Source organism: Acidovorax facilis, from assembly GCF_023913775.1.
Classification (GTDB): domain Bacteria; phylum Pseudomonadota; class Gammaproteobacteria; order Burkholderiales; family Burkholderiaceae_C; genus Acidovorax; species Acidovorax facilis.
This window is the reverse complement of record NZ_JAMXAX010000015.1, coordinates 25,963-40,405: the sequence shown is the minus strand read 5'-3', so window position 1 is coordinate 40,405 and position 14,443 is coordinate 25,963. Positions and strand designations below refer to the sequence as shown.

The following is a 14,443-nucleotide window of genomic DNA, read 5'->3' as shown; positions in this document are numbered from 1 at the left end:
CCCCCATGGCGCGGGGGCCGACGATTGTGCAAAGTGGCAATTTGTTCTGCCATACCGGCAAACCACCCCGCAACATGCGGCAGTTTGGGCAATTCCCATTGCTGCGTTGCTCCGGGACACTGCTTGTATCCCACCCGGAGACAAGCACCATGCCTTCCAAGAACCACTTTTCCACCCTCTACCTCAGTGCGCCCGATGTCATCGAGTTGGTGCAGCGCAAAGGCGTCGAGGCCTGCCTGCGCGGCATTGCCGACTACATCCAGTCCGACTTTCTGCGCTGGGGCTCGTTCGACAAATCCGCGCGTGTGGCCAGCCACTCGCGCGACGGCGTGATCGAACTCATGCCGATTGCCGACGACCAGACCTATGCGTTCAAGTACGTTAACGGCCACCCCAAGAACACGCGCTGGGGCTTGCCGACCGTGATGGCGTTTGGCGTGCTGGCCGATGTAGCCACTGGCGCGCCGCTGCTGCTGAGCGAACTCACCCTCATCACCGCCCTGCGCACCGCCGCCATGTCGGCCGTGGCCGCCCGGGCCCTGGCACGCCCCGGTGCGCGCACCATGGCGCTGATCGGTAACGGAGCCCAAAGCGAGTTCCAGGCGCTGGCCTTCCACCACCTGCTGGGCGTCACCACGCTGCGGCTGTTTGATACGGACCCCGCCGCCACCGCCAAGCTGCAGGCCAACCTGCAAGGCACGGGCCTGCGCACCGTGGTCTGCACCAGCACGGCCGAGGCCGTGCGCGGTGCCGACATCGTCACCACGGTGACGGCCGACAAGACCAATGCCACCATCCTCACGCCCGGCATGCTGGTGCCCGGCATGCACATCAACGCCGTGGGCGGCGACTGCCCCGGCAAGACCGAGCTGCATGCCGACGTGTTGCGCCAAGCCCAGGTGTTTGTGGAATACACCCCGCAGACACGCATCGAAGGCGACATCCAGCAGTTGCCTGCCGACTTTGTGGTGACCGAGCTGTGGGAAGTGCTGGCAGGTCAGCACACCGGCCGGGCCAGCGATGCGGCGGTGACGGTGTTCGACTCCGTGGGTTTTGCGCTGGAGGACTTTTCTGCACTGCGATTCTTGCGCGATGCGGCCACCGAGCTGGGCATGGGCCAACCCATCGAACTCATCCCCCAGCTGTCAGACCCCAAGAACCTGTTTGGGCTGCTGCGCACGCACAACCCCCTGCTGCGCGCTGTGGCCTGACGCCCGCCCGGTCACGCCCTTTCAGTCTCGCCACACCACACTGCTGGCCGGATCGGCGCGTGTGGTGCGGAAATGGTTGGCCGGGTGGGCGGTGTCTGCCAGGCCAAACGAGATGCCGCAGACGATGCTGCGGTCCTCGCCAATGCCCAGCACCTCGCGCAGCACGCCGGGGTAGGACGCGAGCGCGGCCTGTGCAATGGAGCCCACGCCCAGGCTGTGCGTGGCCAGCATGAAGTTGTTCACGTAGGCGCCGCAGTCCACCGCGCCGTACACGCCCAGTGCCTCGTCGCTGCTGATGATGGCCACATGCGGTGCACCAAACATGGTGAAGTTCTGCGCCGCCTGACGGGCCGAGGCTTCGCGGTCGCCCTTGGCAATGCCCAGGGCTTCGTACAGGCCCCAGCCACATTCGCGCCGCCGTTCCTGGTACACGCCCCGGTATTCGCGGGGCCAGGGCAGGTCGGGGTTCGGGGCTGCGGTGGCCATGTGCGATTGCAGCGCGACGCGCAGGCGCTCCAGCGTGGCGCCACTGGCGATGGTGAGCTGCCAGGGCTGCGCGTTGCACCACGATGCCGTGCGCTGCGCGGTGACCAGGATGGCTTCGATGGTGGCGCGCGGTAGGGGTTCGGGCAGAAACGCGCGGCAGCTGTAGCGGGTGTGGAGCAGCGTGGAGAGGGTGTCGAATGCCGTGCTGTGGGTGGCAGAGTCCGTGGCGGTGGATGTCATGGTGATGGCATCGGTAGCTATGCCTTCTTGGCTTTGGCGGCAGGTTTGGCCGCTGCCTTGGTACCCGGCTTGTATGCCCCTGCCTCAGCCGCGTGCTTCTTCTTGTCGACAGCGGGCTTCTTGGCGCCGGGGTGAGGCGCATTGAGCAGGGCGTCGAGCTGCTCACCAATTTCGGCCTCGATGCGGTCCTTGAACGCGCCGAACAAAAAGCCCAGCTGCGCCTTCATCTCGAACTGGTGGGCATCCACGAGCAGCGTGCCCTTGACGCCCGAGCGGGTGAATGTCAGCAAGTCTTCCGTCTCGCCCTCTTCGTAGGTGCACTCCATGTCGAATTTTTCTTCGGCCTTTTCGGCCCAGGAGAAGGCGACCTTGCGGGCCTCCTTGAAGCCCAGGTGGTGGTCGCGGTGGATATGGATGTCAGGCACCGGGTGTCTCCTTGAGGTGTTGGGTATCAGATAGAAGGGCGCGCAGTGCCTCGTGCCGTTGTGGCTGGGGCTGTTGCGTCAGTTGCCGTACGGCATCATAAAACCGGGGCCAGTCGCGGCCCTCGCGTTCGAACAGGGCTTCGAACGCGGGCACCAGTTCATCGTAGGCAGCCTGGGCGGCAAAGCTGGCGTTGTTGGCCTTGGCCACCCAGCGGTCGTAGCCCGCCACCTGGGCGGTGGTGGCTTGGGGTGCCCCCCCGCTGGATGTGTTCAGCCATTGCGTGCGCAGGGCTGCATAACCGGTGCGAAAAGCCTCCATTGCTTCATTTTTCATAGCTGCTAGCGCTTGATCATCCAGCGCTAGAGCTTCTTTTTGTTCATAAATGGCTGCCAGCCGAGCGCGGGTGGCACGGGTCAGCGCGCGGAAGGCGCTGCGCCGTGCCTCGCTGGTGGCAAAGGCCGTACGGGCCTCGGGGGTGGACTGGGTTGCCAGCCACTGTGCAACGCCGATGCGCTCCACCGCCGTGGCAAAGGACTCGTTGAACAAGGTGTCGTTCTTGGCATAGACCACCTGGTGCGCCAGCTCGTGGAACAGCAGGCGCACAAAGTCGCCCTCGGGCCAGGCGACAAAGGTGGAGAGCAACGGGTCGCCGCCCGCCCAGTTCATATAGCCCAACGTGGAATACGCGGGCACGCCATACACCTCCACTTCCAGCCCCTGGGCGGCCAGCTCCGCTGCCTCGGCTTGCGCGGCAGCCTCGGTGAAGTAGCCCCGGTAGCCAATGCAACCCGTCACCGGGAAGCACCAGGTGTGCAGCGTGAGGGAGTACGGCGGCGCGGCCACCACGTTCCAGACGGCGGCGGGGCGTTTGAGGTCCGCATAGCGGCGGTAGCTGGCGTTGTCAGGCAGGCCCAGCTCGGCCACGGCAAAGGCGCGGGCGCGCTGCGCCAGTTGCAGCCGCTCGCGCAGGGCGGGTTGGATGTCGGTGCGAGCGATCCAGCGGTCGATGGGCTCGGCCGCCTGCATGATCTGCATGTGCCCCTGCACCGACTGCCAGTAGTAGCCCAGCATGCTGGTGGGGCCGGTGGTGCTGGCGCAGCCCGCCAAGACAAGGCTGATCATGAGGAAAGATACGGCTCGCAGATGGGGGGGGAACTGGCGCATGCGGGCAGTTTATGGGCAGATCGCGCGGGGCGTTTGAAGGGGTGTCAGCAGTGTGGCCGGTGCAGTTTCTAGAATGCAGCGCATGACCGCTGAATCCGCCCCTGACCTGCCTGCTGGCCTGTTTGCCGACGAGGCCGATTGCCCACGCTGCAGCTGGTGCCAGGCCACGCCTTTCTATCGCTATTACCACGACCACGAGTGGGGTTTCCCCGTGGCGGACGACCGGCGGCTGTTCGAGAAGATCTGTCTGGAGGGTTTTCAGTCGGGTCTGAGCTGGCTCACCATCCTGAACAAGCGCGAGGGCTTTCGCGCCGCGTTCGCGAACTTCGATGCCGAGCAGGTTGCGGCTTTCGGCCCTGCCGATGTCGAGCGCCTGGTGCAGGATGCGGCCATCGTGCGCCACCGGGGCAAGATCGAGTCCACCATCAACAACGCGCGGCGCGTGCTGGAGCTGCGGCGCGAGTTTGGTTCGCTCGCGCACTACGCCTGGCGCTACGAGCCCGCTGCCACCGACCGGCCCGAGCGCCTCACGCGCGAGGTGGCGCGCACCCTGTCCACGTCGCCCGCGTCGATTGCCATGTCCAAGGACCTCAAGAAACGTGGCTGGAGTTTTGTGGGCCCCACCACGGTGTACGCATTCATGCAGGCGATGGGGCTGGTCAATGACCACCTGGAAGGCTGTCACTCGCGCCCCGCAGCGCTCGCTGCGCGCAAGGCGTTTGTGGTGCCGCGCGGTTGATTGTTCAGACCCGCGCCACGGGACGCAGTAGCCACAGCGCTCCCAACGCGGCGAGGCCCAGCAGTGTGGTGAGCCACAGGGCAGCTGCCCCGGCGCTGTCCAGCAGCATGCCAAACAGCACCGGTGCAAAAGCCTGCGCCACGCGGGCGGGCACCATCATCAGGCCCTGGCGCGCGCCGTAGCCTGCTGGCCCAAACAGCACCAGTGGCAGCGTGCCCTTGGCAATGGTCAGTATCCCGTTGCCTGCTCCGTGCAGCACGGTAAATACTGCGGCAGCAGGCCCGCCCAGCACCATCAGCAGGCCCGCGCCCACGGGGTGTGCGGCGGCAGCCAGCTGGGCCGACAGCAGCGGGTGCAGGCGGCGCAGAAAACCAAACTCCAGCAGGCGCGCCGCCACCTGTGCCGGGCCCACTAGCGCCGCCAGGGCCACTGCCGCCTGCAGCGATGTGCCACTGGCCTGCAGCAGGCGAGGCAGGTGGGCTGCCATGGCGGTGCTCGTGAACCAGGTGACCGCAAACACGAAGGACAGCAGCACGGTGGTGCGCAGCGGGTGGGCTGGAGTGGGCGGGGCGGATACGGCCGGTTCTGTGGTGGGCGCTGCGATGGCGTCCGTCGATGGTTCGGGGGCCTTGTCTGCGGCGTCGGCGCGTGGCAGCCAGCCATTGAGTGGAACGCCCACCAGCAAGTGCAATGCGGCCCAGCCCGCGCACGCTCCGCGCCAACCCCACTGCGTCTCCATCCAGGCCGACAGCGGCCAGCCCACGGTGCTGGCAAACCCCGCGATCAACGTGATGCCGGTGATGGCGCCGCGTGCGCCCTGGCCATACAGCCGCACCAGCGTGGCAAATGCGGCTTCGTACAGGCCGGACCCCATGGCCACGCCCATCAGTACCCAGGCGGCAAACAGGCCCACGGGGCCTTGCGCCAGCGCCATGCCGACCAGACTGGCGGCAAACAACAGATTGGTGCCCACCAGCACCGGGCGGCCGCCATGGCGGTCGATGCCCCGGCCCGCGAAAGGCCCGAGCAGCGCCGACACGATGAGCGCCACCGAAAACGCGGCGAACACGGTGGGTGTGGTCACGCCCAGGTCGCGCGCCATGGGCGCGGCCAGCATGGCGGGCAGGTAGTAGGACGAGGCCCAGGCCAGCGTCTGGGCCGTGCCCAGGCGCGCCACGGTCCAGCGTTGCGAGGCGGCGTTCATGCCGCGCGGTGGGCTATGGCAGGGGCGAGCGAGGTGGCATCAGACACGCTGGCCCTGCGCGTTGATGACGACCTCGCCATCCTCCTTGGTGAAGGCGCCTCGCTGCGGCGCGGGCAGGATGTCCAGCACTTGCTCGGACGGGCGGCACAGCCGCGTGCCCAGGGGCGTGACCACGATGGGGCGGTTGATGAGGATGGGGTGCTGCAGCATCGCGTCGATGAGCTGCGCGTCGGTGACGCCCGGCGCGTCCAGCTGCAGCTCGGAGAAGATCGCCTCCTTGGTGCGCACGGCGTTGATCACCGGCTCGCCCGTGGCGGCAATCAGCGCCACCAGCGTGGCACGGTCGGGCGGGGCTTTCAGGTATTCGATGACCTCGGGCTCCAAGCCGCTGTTGCGGATCATGGCGAGGGTGTTGCGGGACGTGCCGCACTTGGGGTTGTGATAGATCGTGATGGTGGTCATGGCGTGCTGGAAAGTACGGAAACAATGGGCGAAAGTTTGCCACTGCGCTGGGGCCAACCCGGTAAATTTTCCAAAGCAATCAGCAGCCGCAGGCCCGCATCGCCCAGCGCTCCGTCGTTGTGCACCTCCAGGCTGGCCGCGCCCGGCGGCGGGCTGTACGCCAGCGCGCGCTGCACGCGGGCCTCCACCTCTTCGCGCGTCTCGCGGCCCCGCGCCAGCAGACGTTCGCGCAGCACCTGCGGGCTGGCAGTGATGTGGACAGCCACCAGGTCCGGGAAGCGTGCCAGGGCCTCGGGCAGGTAGGCGCGCGAGCCATTGAGCAGCACCCAGTGGCCCTGCGCCAGCGGCGCCAGTTGCGCATGCCGCACGCCGTAGCCCAGGCCGTTGGCCTGCCAGTGCAGGGCAAATGCGTGGTCGCTGCACAGCGCAACAAACGTTTGGGGCGAAACGCTTTCATGCACTTCGCCGGCAGACGTCGCGGCACGGCTGATGGTGCGCTGCGCCCAGTGCACGGGGCAGGGCTGGGGCAGGTGGGCGCGCAGCCAGTCCAGCAGGCTGTCCTTGCCCGCGCCCGAGGGGCCCATGCAGTAGACCAGCCGGCCCGCGGTCATGCGCCCATCTCCAGGTGATCCAGCAGCACAAAGTCGGCGCCGGGTGTGGGCTCTGCGAACAAGGCCAGGCTGTTGAACTTCAGGATGGGCAGGTCCGAGAAGAACTCCTGCGCGGCCTCGAACACCAAGGCCTGTGTTGGCGGGTCCACCTGCGCCAAGCTGCCGGTGAGCGACAGGTGAAAGCGGAACTCGTCCAACACAAACGGGTAGCCCCATTGCTGCAGCAGCGCATCCTGCCGGGCAGTGAGCCCCGCCGAGCGGCGCCGGGCGAGGTCGGCGTCGGACAAGGGTGCGGCCAAAGGCTGCAGCGCCGTCACGCAGGTGGCGGCGGTCTCCTGGATCTGCGCATTGGCGGGGTGCAACGCCGGGGGCACCAGCGCCAGAAAGTCGTCGATGCGCTGCACCTGCAGGGGCGGCAGCACAAAGGGTTGCAGACCGCGCGCCACGGACTGCACGGCCTGGTGCAGCGTGATCCAGTCGGTGCCGGGCGCCAGCGCAAACGGCGCCTTGAGCGTGGCGTGCCAGCCGTAGCGGCGGGGTGCTGCGGTCAGGCGGTGCAGGTTGTCCGCCGCCACGCCGTCGATGGCGAGCTGCTGCAGCGGCTGCAGCAGCGCGGCGCAGCGCCCCAGCCAGTGGCTGCCGGCGAGCCAGCCCAGGCTGCCCGGGTTGGGTGCGAAATAGACCGCATAGCGGTGGTGGGTGGGTGGCATTTCAGGCGTGTTCATCGTGGTCAATGGTCAGTTTCACGCGGTCGCCCGCAAACCAGGCGCGCGCCCATTCGATGGGCGTGCCTGCCAGGTCCACGTTCAGGCTCTCTACCTGCAGCACGGGGCGTGAGGTGGGCTGGCGCAACTGGGCGGCCACTTCGGCGCTCGGCAGCTCGGCGGTGATGCGGCTTTCGCGGCGCGTGTAGTCGGCCACCCCGTGGGCGGTGAAGCCTGCGGTGATGGAGCCCGTTTCGCGCACCACAGCCGCGAGGTTTTCGAAGCGGGGCAGGGGAAAGTAGCGCTCGCTGATGTGCAGGGGCTGGCCCTCGGCGTCGCCCCGCACGCGCAGCGCCAGCAGCGGGCTGCGCGCGGGCACTTGCAGCGCCTTCGCCAGCGCCGCCGTGGCGCGCGTGGTCTGGGCCTGCAGCACCAACAGGCTGCCGCGCAGACCGGCCTGTGCCAAGCCCTGCTGGTGGCGCGTGCGCTTGCCCAGCACCAGATCCACCGCAAAGTCTTCAACATAGGTGCCGCTGCCCTGCGTGATGCGCACCAGCCCCTGGCTGCACAGGCTGGCGAGCGAACGGCGGATGGTGTGGCGGTTCACGCCGAACTGCTCGGCCAGCGCGTGTTCCGAGGGCAGTCGCTGGCCCGGCGGATAAACGCCGCTGCCGATGGCCTCGGCCAGCTCGGCGGCTATGCGCGTCCAGAAGCTGTCGCGCGCAGGGCGCAGTGGTGGTGCTTGCGGGACCTGTAGCGGGGTCGTGAGAGAGGTGGTGCTGGCTGTCATGAAACCTACATGCGCGCTCTTTAAGCTGGCGCCAGTTGTTCAATTTGTCTATACAACTTTCAGGGTACCACTTCCATGTTTCAAGCCTTTGACAACCCGGGGCCGGGCCGCCCCCTGGGCCGCGCGCAGTGGATGGCGCTGCTGGCCCGGGCGCCGCTGGGGCTGCTCGAATCTGCGTTGCACGAGCACGCCACGCGCCCCGCGCGCTGGCTGCGTGCACCAGAGACCGGGCTGATGATGGTGCAGGGCCGCGCCGGTGGCACGGGCGAGCGCTTCAACCTGGGTGAGGTCACCGTCACCCGCTGCGCGCTGCGCGTGGCCGACGCATCGGACGCTTCTGAGGCCACCGTGGGCGTGGCCTACGTGCTGGGCCGTTCGCACCGCCAGGTGCAGCTGGCGGCCTTGGCCGATGCGCTGCTGCAAGACCCTGTTCAGCAACCGGTGCTGGACGCACAACTGCTCGAACCCATCCGCAACCACCTGCGCAATACGCAGGCCGAGCGCCAGGCGCGGGCCGCCAGCACCAAGGTGGACTTTTTCACCGTGGCGCGCGAGAGCGGCTCCGACAACGACGAGGACACCGAATGAGCACGACCCCCTTGGCATCGCTGGGTGCCGGATTCTCGAACGAAGCCTTTGGCAGCCAGGCGGTGTTCCGCGCCGTGCTGCAGGCGCTATCGCACCCCGGCCGCACGGTGGCGGTAGAACATGACGCGCAGGCTCCGTCTGTGGGGCATGCCGCATCGGCTGCCGTGCTGCTGGCACTGCTAGACAGTGACTGCACGCTGTGGCTCTCGCCCAGGCTGGCAGCCAGTGATGCCGGTGCCTGGTTGCGCTTTCACACGGGCTGCACTGTGGTGGTCGACGCTGCTCAAGCCCGTTTTGTGTGGGTGGCGCAGGGCGACGCACTGCCCGCGCTGGGCAGCTTGGCCCAGGGAACCGACATCTACCCCGATCAATCGGCGACTTGCGTGGTCGATGTATCGCGTGCCGCCGCCACCACGGCGGACGCGAGTGATGCATGGCACTTGCGCGGCCCCGGCATCCAGGAGGTGGCGGCCTTGCAGGTGGATGGCCTGCCTGACGAATTCGAGGCCCAGTGGGCGGCCAACCATGGGGTGTTTCCATGCGGTGTGGATCTGCTGCTGGCCACTGCGGACCACATCGTGGGTCTGCCACGCACCACGCGGGCAACGCGCGGTGCCACTGCCCTTCAGGAGGCCTGAGCATGTACGTAGCCGTCAAAGGCGGAGAAGCCGCCATTCTCAACAGCTACCAGTTGTTGGCCCGCCAGCGCCGGGGCGATGTCTCGCAGCCTGAACTCTCGGTAGCGCAGATCCGCCAGCAGCTCAAGCTGGCGGTGGACCGCGTCATGACCGAGGGATCGGTGTACGACCCCGAGCTTGCGGCCCTTGCCATTAAGCAGGCGGCGGGCGACCTGGTGGAAGCCATCTTTTTGCTGCGCGCCTACCGTGCCACGCTGCCGCGCCTGGGCACCACCTGCCCGCTGGACACCAGCCGCATGGCACTGGACCGGCGCATCTCCGCCACCTTCAAGGATCTGCCCGGCGGCCAGGTGCTAGGCACCACCTACGACTACACGCAGCGCCTGCTCGACTTCAAGCTGCTGGCCGAAGGCACGGTGACGCCACTTGCCGCTGCGGCAGCTGCGGTGCCACCCGGCCCCACGCCGCGCGTAGTGGACCTGCTCAACCAGGAAGGCTTGATCGAGACCCGCCCCGTGCCCCCTGGCGACCCTGCGCCCACGGACTTGACCCGCGAGCCACTGCGCTTCCCCGCCAACCGCGCTACACGCCTGCAAAACCTGGCACGTGGCGACGAGGGCTTCCTGCTCGCCATGGCGTATTCCACGCAGCGCGGCTACTCGCACTCGCACCCGTTTGTGGGTGAGGTGCGCCTGGGCACAGTGGCGGTGGAGATCGTGCCCGAAGAACTGGGCTTTGCCATCGACATCGGCGACATCGAAATCACCGAGTGCGAGATGGTGAACCAGTTTGCAGGCAGCAAGAGCCAACCCCCGCAGTTCACGCGCGGCTACGGCCTGGCGTTTGGCCACAGCGAGCGCAAGGCCATGGCGATGAGCCTGGTGGACCGAGCCCTGCGTGCCGATGAGCTGGGTGAACCGGTGGAGTCGCCCGCGCAGATGCAGGAGTTTGTGCTGGGCCACAGCGACAGCCTGGAGGCGTCTGGCTTCGTGCAGCACCTGAAGTTGCCGCACTACGTGGACTTTCAGTCCGAGTTGGAGCTGGTGCGCAAGATGCGCGCCGCTGCCGCCCACCCCACCCCCCCCGCCGAGAAGGATGCCGCATGAACGCGCCCATGGAACCCGCCGTGATGGGCTTGCCCGCCGACGCCGCACCGGTGGACGGCCACTTCAACTTTGCCTACCTGGACGAGCGCACCAAGCGCATGATCCGCCGCGCCATCCTCAAGGCCGTGGCCATCCCCGGCTACCAGGTGCCGTTTGGCTCCCGCGAAATGCCGCTGCCCTATGGCTGGGGCACGGGCGGCATCCAGGTCACCGCTTCCATCATCGGCCCGCAGGACTGCCTCAAGGTCATCGACCAGGGATCGGACGACACGGTCAACGCGGTCAACATCCGCCGCTTCTTCGAGCGCACCACGGCCGTGGCGACCACCACCCGCACGCGCGAGGCCACGCTGATCCAGACGCGCCACCGCATCCCCGAGACACCGCTGGCCGAAGGCCAGGTCATCGTCTACCAAGTGCCAGTGCCCGAGCCCATGCAGCGCCTGGAGCCGCGGGAGACCGAAACGCGCACTCTGCATGGCCTGGCCGAGTACGGGCTCATGCACGTCAAGCTCTACGAAGACATCGCGCGCTACGGCCACATTGCCACCACCTACGACTACCCCGTGCTGGTCAACGGCCGCTATGTGATGGCGCCGTCGCCCATCCCCAAGTTCGACAACCCCAAGATGCACATGAACCCCGCGCTGCAGCTGTTTGGCGCGGGCCGCGAAAAGCGCATCTATGCCGTGCCGCCCTATACGCCGGTGGAGAGCCTGGGTTTTGAGGACCACCCGTTCGAGGTGCAGCGCTGGGATGCTGCTTGCGCGCTGTGTGGCGCCACCGACAGCTTTCTGGACGAGGTCATCACCGACGACCAGGGCGGGCGCATGCATGTGTGTTCGGACTCGGATTACTGCCAGGAGCGCCAGGCGCGGCAGGCCGAAACTGCGCAGGTGGAAGGCGGCGCCGCATGAGCACTGTGCACATCCGCGAAGCCCGGCAGGCCGACCTGGAGAGCGTGCTGGCGCTTTATGCCGCCATTGAAAACAGTCCGGCCGACGTGCTGACCCTGGAAGAAGCGCAGGCCGTGTGGACCCAGTTCGCCCGCTACCCCAGCTATCGCCTGTGGGTGGCCTGCGACCCCGCGCAGCACGGCGCCGTGGTGGGCACCTATGCGCTGCTCGTCATGCACAACCTGGCGCACCGGGGCACGCCCTCGGCCATCGTGGAAGACGTGGTGGTGGCACAGGACCAGCAGGGACGAGGCATTGGCCGCCAGATGATGGCCCACGCCATGCAGCAGGCGCGCGACGCGGGCTGCTACAAGCTCGCGCTCTCGTCCAACGCCCGCCGCAAGGGCGCGCATGCCTTCTATGAATCCCTGGGCTTTGCGCAGCATGGCCTGAGCTTTGTTGTCGAGACCCTCACATGAATCACCCCGAACCTTCTGCGCCGCTGCTGAGCGTGCGCAACGTCAGCAAGCGCTATGGCGACCGTGTGGCGCTGCAAGGCGCGTCCTTTGACCTGTGGCCTGGCGAGGTGCTGGCCGTGGTGGGCGAGTCGGGCTCCGGCAAGTCCACGCTGCTCAACGCCATTGCAGCACGCAGCGCCCCGGACGAAGGCACGGTGCAGTTCCGCCAGCGCAGCGGCGAGCTGCAGGACATCTATGCCATGACCGAAGCGCAGCAGCGCCTGCTGGCCCGTACCGACTGGGGCTTTGTGCACCAGAACGCGGCGGACGGCCTGCGCATGGATGTGTCGGCCGGTGCCAACGTGGGCGAGCGCCTGATGGGGCTGGGCGAGCGCCACTACGGCCGCCTGCGCGCCACGGCCACGGAATGGCTGCAGCGTGTGGAGATCGACGCGGCGCGCATCGACGATGCACCGCGCACGTTTTCGGGCGGCATGCGTCAGCGCCTGCAGATTGCGCGCAACCTCGTCACCCAGCCCCGCCTGGTGTTCATGGACGAACCCACCTCGGGCCTCGATGTATCGGTGCAGGCGCGCCTGCTGGACCTGCTGCGGCAGCTCACGCGGCAAATGCAGTTGGCGGCCATTGTCGTCACGCACGACCTGGCCGTGGCGCGCTTGCTGGCGCACCGCATGGTGGTCATGCAGCGCGGCCGCGTGGTCGAAGCGGGCCTGACCGACCAGGTGCTCGACGACCCGCAACACCCCTACACCCAGCTCCTCGTTTCTTCGGTACTGCAGCCATGAACCAGCCTTCCATTGCGCCCATTCTCCAGATGCAAGGGGTGGCCAAGCGCTTTACCCTGCACCACCAGAACGGCATCGAACTGCCCGTGCTGGCCCAGGTGAACCTGGATGTACGGCCCGGTGAATGTGTGGTGCTCGACGGCCCCTCGGGCATGGGCAAGAGCACGCTGCTCAAGATGATCTACGCCAACTACCGCGCCAACGCGGGCAGCATCACCGTGCGCTCGGCCGACGGCGCCGTGGTGGACGTGACGCAGGCCACATCGCGTGCGCTGGTGCAGCTGCGGCGCGACACCGTGGGTTATGTGAGCCAGTTCCTTCGGGTCATCCCGCGCGTGTCGGCGCTGGATGTGGTGGCCGAGCCGCTGGCCGAAGACGCGGGCGACGACCCTGCGGGCATCGAGGCAGCGCGTGAGGCCGCCCGCCAGTGGCTGACCCGTCTGCGCATCCCGGAGCGGCTGTGGCATCTGCCACCCGCCACGTTCTCCGGAGGAGAGCAGCAGCGCATCAACATCGCCCGCAACATGATCAAGCCCAAGCCGCTGTTGCTGCTGGACGAGCCCACCGCATCGCTCGACGCGGCCAACACCGAGACCGTGATTGCCATGATCCGCGAGGCCGTGGCGCGCGGCGCCGCCCTGGTGGGCATCTTTCACGATGCGCAGGTGGGTGCGGCAGTGGCCACGCGCCGCGTGAACGTGGGTGACTTCCGGGGAGCATCGGCATGACTGCGACCGTGTTCAAGAACGCTCGCATGGTGCTACCGGGCGAAGTGGTGCACGGCAGCTTGCAGGTGGATGGCGGGCGCATTGCGTCGCTGGATAGTGGGGGTACTGCGGCCCTGCAAGGCATCGACCTGGGGGGCGACTACCTGCTGCCCGGGCTGGTCGAAATTCACACCGACAACTTCGAGCGTCACCTCATGCCTCGCCCCAAAGTGCAATGGGCCGAGATGCCCGCACTGCTGGCGCACGATGCCGAGATTGCCGCCGCAGGCATCACCACGGTGCTGGATGCGCTGGGTGTGGGCGAGGCTGATGTGGACAGCCTGCGCGGCAGCGCCTGGAACCGCGTGCTCGACACCATCGACACCTGCACCAAACGCAACCTGCTGCGTGCCGACCACCACCTGCATGTGCGCTGCGAGCTGCCCGCACCCAACACCATCGACCTGTTCGAGCCGTTCCGCGGCCACCCGCGCCTGTCGCTGATCTCGCTGATGGACCACACCCCTGGCCAGCGCCAGTGGGAGAACATCGAGCAGGCGCGCACCTACTACACCGGTAAAAAGGGCTGGAGCGCCGAGAAGTTCGAGCGCCAGGTGGCGCACGCGGCCACGCTGCAGGCGCAGTACGCCGAGCCGCACCGTGCGTACTTTGTAGATTACTGCCGCACGCACGGCATCTCGCTGGCCAGCCACGACGACACCACGGTGGCCCATGTGGAGCAGGCCCATGCCGAAGGGGCGGCGATGTCGGAGTTTCCCACCACGCTGGCTGCGGCCCAGGCGGCACACGAGCGGGGCCTGCTCACGGTGATGGGCGGGCCCAACGTGGTGCGTGGCGGATCGCACTCGGGCAATGTGGCGGCTGCCGACCTGGCGCGACGGGGGCTGCTGGACATCCTCTCGTCCGACTATGTGCCCGGCAGCCTGCTGAGCGCGGTGATGCGGCTGGTGCAGGACGACATCCTGCCCCTGCCACAGGCTGTGGCTACCGTCACCCGCAACCCCGCCAAGGCGGCAGGCATGACCGACCGGGGCGCGCTGGCTCCGGGCCTGCGTGCGGACCTGGTGCAGGTGCACATGGCCGAGCTGCCCGATGGGGGCCGCCAGGCCGTGGTGCGTGGCGTGTGGCGCGAAGGGCAGCGGGTGCTGTAGACCGCTCTCTGACATCCAAACTTCTCCCAACTGTC

The 14,443-nt window shown here is 67.7% G+C and carries 18 protein-coding genes; 10 read left to right on the top strand and 8 right to left on the bottom strand.

The window, feature by feature from the left end; translation table 11 throughout:
* Positions 1 to 149: 149 nt before the first annotated feature.
* Positions 150 to 1,211, top strand: a complete 1,062-nt coding sequence (ocd, locus tag NFX52_RS07415) for an ornithine cyclodeaminase (protein ID WP_055396980.1) — start codon at positions 150 to 152, stop codon at positions 1,209 to 1,211.
* 21 nt (positions 1,212 to 1,232) lie between these two features.
* Here ocd and NFX52_RS07410 read toward each other — a convergent pair whose 3' ends face one another.
* From NFX52_RS07410 to NFX52_RS07400, 3 genes are read right to left on the bottom strand one after another with little or no spacing between them, the layout of a single operon-like run.
* On the bottom strand, positions 1,233 to 1,937 hold the full coding sequence (locus tag NFX52_RS07410; RefSeq protein ID WP_055396982.1) for a nitroreductase: 705 nt from the start codon (positions 1,935 to 1,937) through the stop codon (positions 1,233 to 1,235).
* 17 nt (positions 1,938 to 1,954) lie between these two features.
* Positions 1,955 to 2,362 carry a polyhydroxyalkanoic acid system family protein gene (locus tag NFX52_RS07405; RefSeq protein WP_055396984.1) on the bottom strand — a complete coding sequence of 136 codons (408 nt, stop codon included), beginning with the start codon at positions 2,360 to 2,362 and terminating at the stop codon, positions 1,955 to 1,957.
* Positions 2,355 to 3,485 (bottom strand): aminopeptidase, encoded by a 1,131-nt coding sequence (locus NFX52_RS07400; RefSeq protein ID WP_238385552.1) that lies wholly within the window; start codon positions 3,483 to 3,485, stop codon positions 2,355 to 2,357. The genes NFX52_RS07405 and NFX52_RS07400 overlap by 8 nt, the downstream gene beginning before the upstream one ends.
* A gap of 115 nt (positions 3,486 to 3,600) precedes the next feature.
* Here NFX52_RS07400 and NFX52_RS07395 point away from each other — a divergent pair, with 115 nt between their 5' ends.
* Entirely contained in the window at positions 3,601 to 4,266 is a 666-nt protein-coding gene (locus NFX52_RS07395; protein ID WP_055396987.1) for a DNA-3-methyladenine glycosylase I, read from the top strand.
* Positions 4,267 to 4,270: 4 nt separating this feature from the next.
* Here NFX52_RS07395 and NFX52_RS07390 read toward each other — a convergent pair whose 3' ends face one another.
* From NFX52_RS07390 to phnF, 5 genes are read right to left on the bottom strand one after another with little or no spacing between them, the layout of a single operon-like run.
* Entirely contained in the window at positions 4,271 to 5,470 is a 1,200-nt protein-coding gene (locus NFX52_RS07390; RefSeq protein ID WP_055396989.1) for an MFS transporter, read from the bottom strand.
* A gap of 39 nt (positions 5,471 to 5,509) precedes the next feature.
* Positions 5,510 to 5,932 (bottom strand): arsenate reductase (glutaredoxin), encoded by a 423-nt coding sequence (gene arsC / locus NFX52_RS07385; protein ID WP_055396991.1) that lies wholly within the window; start codon positions 5,930 to 5,932, stop codon positions 5,510 to 5,512.
* Positions 5,929 to 6,543, bottom strand: coding sequence for a phosphonate metabolism protein/1,5-bisphosphokinase (PRPP-forming) PhnN (phnN, locus tag NFX52_RS07380; protein WP_055396993.1), 615 nt, complete (start codon positions 6,541 to 6,543; stop codon positions 5,929 to 5,931). The genes arsC and phnN overlap by 4 nt, the downstream gene beginning before the upstream one ends.
* Positions 6,540 to 7,268 (bottom strand): DUF1045 domain-containing protein, encoded by a 729-nt coding sequence (locus NFX52_RS07375; RefSeq protein ID WP_207401933.1) that lies wholly within the window; start codon positions 7,266 to 7,268, stop codon positions 6,540 to 6,542. The genes phnN and NFX52_RS07375 overlap by 4 nt, the downstream gene beginning before the upstream one ends.
* A complete protein-coding gene (gene phnF, locus NFX52_RS07370; protein WP_055396997.1) occupies positions 7,255 to 8,037 on the bottom strand; it encodes a phosphonate metabolism transcriptional regulator PhnF in 783 nt (260 codons plus the stop codon). The genes NFX52_RS07375 and phnF overlap by 14 nt, the downstream gene beginning before the upstream one ends.
* A 75-nt stretch (positions 8,038 to 8,112) precedes the next feature.
* On the opposite strand from phnF, the gene phnG reads away from it, so the two are divergent.
* The 8 genes from phnG to NFX52_RS07330 are packed head-to-tail and all read left to right on the top strand — an operon-like array spanning position 8,113 to position 14,408.
* Positions 8,113 to 8,625 carry a phosphonate C-P lyase system protein PhnG gene (gene phnG / locus NFX52_RS07365; protein ID WP_055396999.1) on the top strand — a complete coding sequence of 171 codons (513 nt, stop codon included), beginning with the start codon at positions 8,113 to 8,115 and terminating at the stop codon, positions 8,623 to 8,625.
* Positions 8,622 to 9,263, top strand: a complete 642-nt coding sequence (gene phnH, locus NFX52_RS07360) for a phosphonate C-P lyase system protein PhnH (RefSeq protein ID WP_055397001.1) — start codon at positions 8,622 to 8,624, stop codon at positions 9,261 to 9,263. Before phnG ends, phnH begins: the two co-directional genes overlap by 4 nt.
* Positions 9,264 to 9,265: 2 nt before the next feature.
* On the top strand, positions 9,266 to 10,369 hold the full coding sequence (locus NFX52_RS07355) for a carbon-phosphorus lyase complex subunit (protein ID WP_207401932.1): 1,104 nt from the start codon (positions 9,266 to 9,268) through the stop codon (positions 10,367 to 10,369).
* Positions 10,366 to 11,286, top strand: a complete 921-nt coding sequence (locus NFX52_RS07350) for an alpha-D-ribose 1-methylphosphonate 5-phosphate C-P-lyase PhnJ (RefSeq protein ID WP_055399970.1) — start codon at positions 10,366 to 10,368, stop codon at positions 11,284 to 11,286. The genes NFX52_RS07355 and NFX52_RS07350 overlap by 4 nt, the downstream gene beginning before the upstream one ends.
* Entirely contained in the window at positions 11,283 to 11,744 is a 462-nt protein-coding gene (locus NFX52_RS07345) for a GNAT family N-acetyltransferase (protein ID WP_055399972.1), read from the top strand. Before NFX52_RS07350 ends, NFX52_RS07345 begins: the two co-directional genes overlap by 4 nt.
* Positions 11,741 to 12,529 carry a phosphonate C-P lyase system protein PhnK gene (gene phnK / locus NFX52_RS07340; protein WP_055399975.1) on the top strand — a complete coding sequence of 263 codons (789 nt, stop codon included), beginning with the start codon at positions 11,741 to 11,743 and terminating at the stop codon, positions 12,527 to 12,529. Before NFX52_RS07345 ends, phnK begins: the two co-directional genes overlap by 4 nt.
* On the top strand, positions 12,526 to 13,257 hold the full coding sequence (phnL, locus tag NFX52_RS07335) for a phosphonate C-P lyase system protein PhnL (protein WP_252635593.1): 732 nt from the start codon (positions 12,526 to 12,528) through the stop codon (positions 13,255 to 13,257). The genes phnK and phnL overlap by 4 nt, the downstream gene beginning before the upstream one ends.
* Positions 13,254 to 14,408 carry an alpha-D-ribose 1-methylphosphonate 5-triphosphate diphosphatase gene (locus tag NFX52_RS07330; RefSeq protein WP_055399979.1) on the top strand — a complete coding sequence of 385 codons (1,155 nt, stop codon included), beginning with the start codon at positions 13,254 to 13,256 and terminating at the stop codon, positions 14,406 to 14,408. Before phnL ends, NFX52_RS07330 begins: the two co-directional genes overlap by 4 nt.
* Positions 14,409 to 14,443 lie beyond the last annotated feature (35 nt).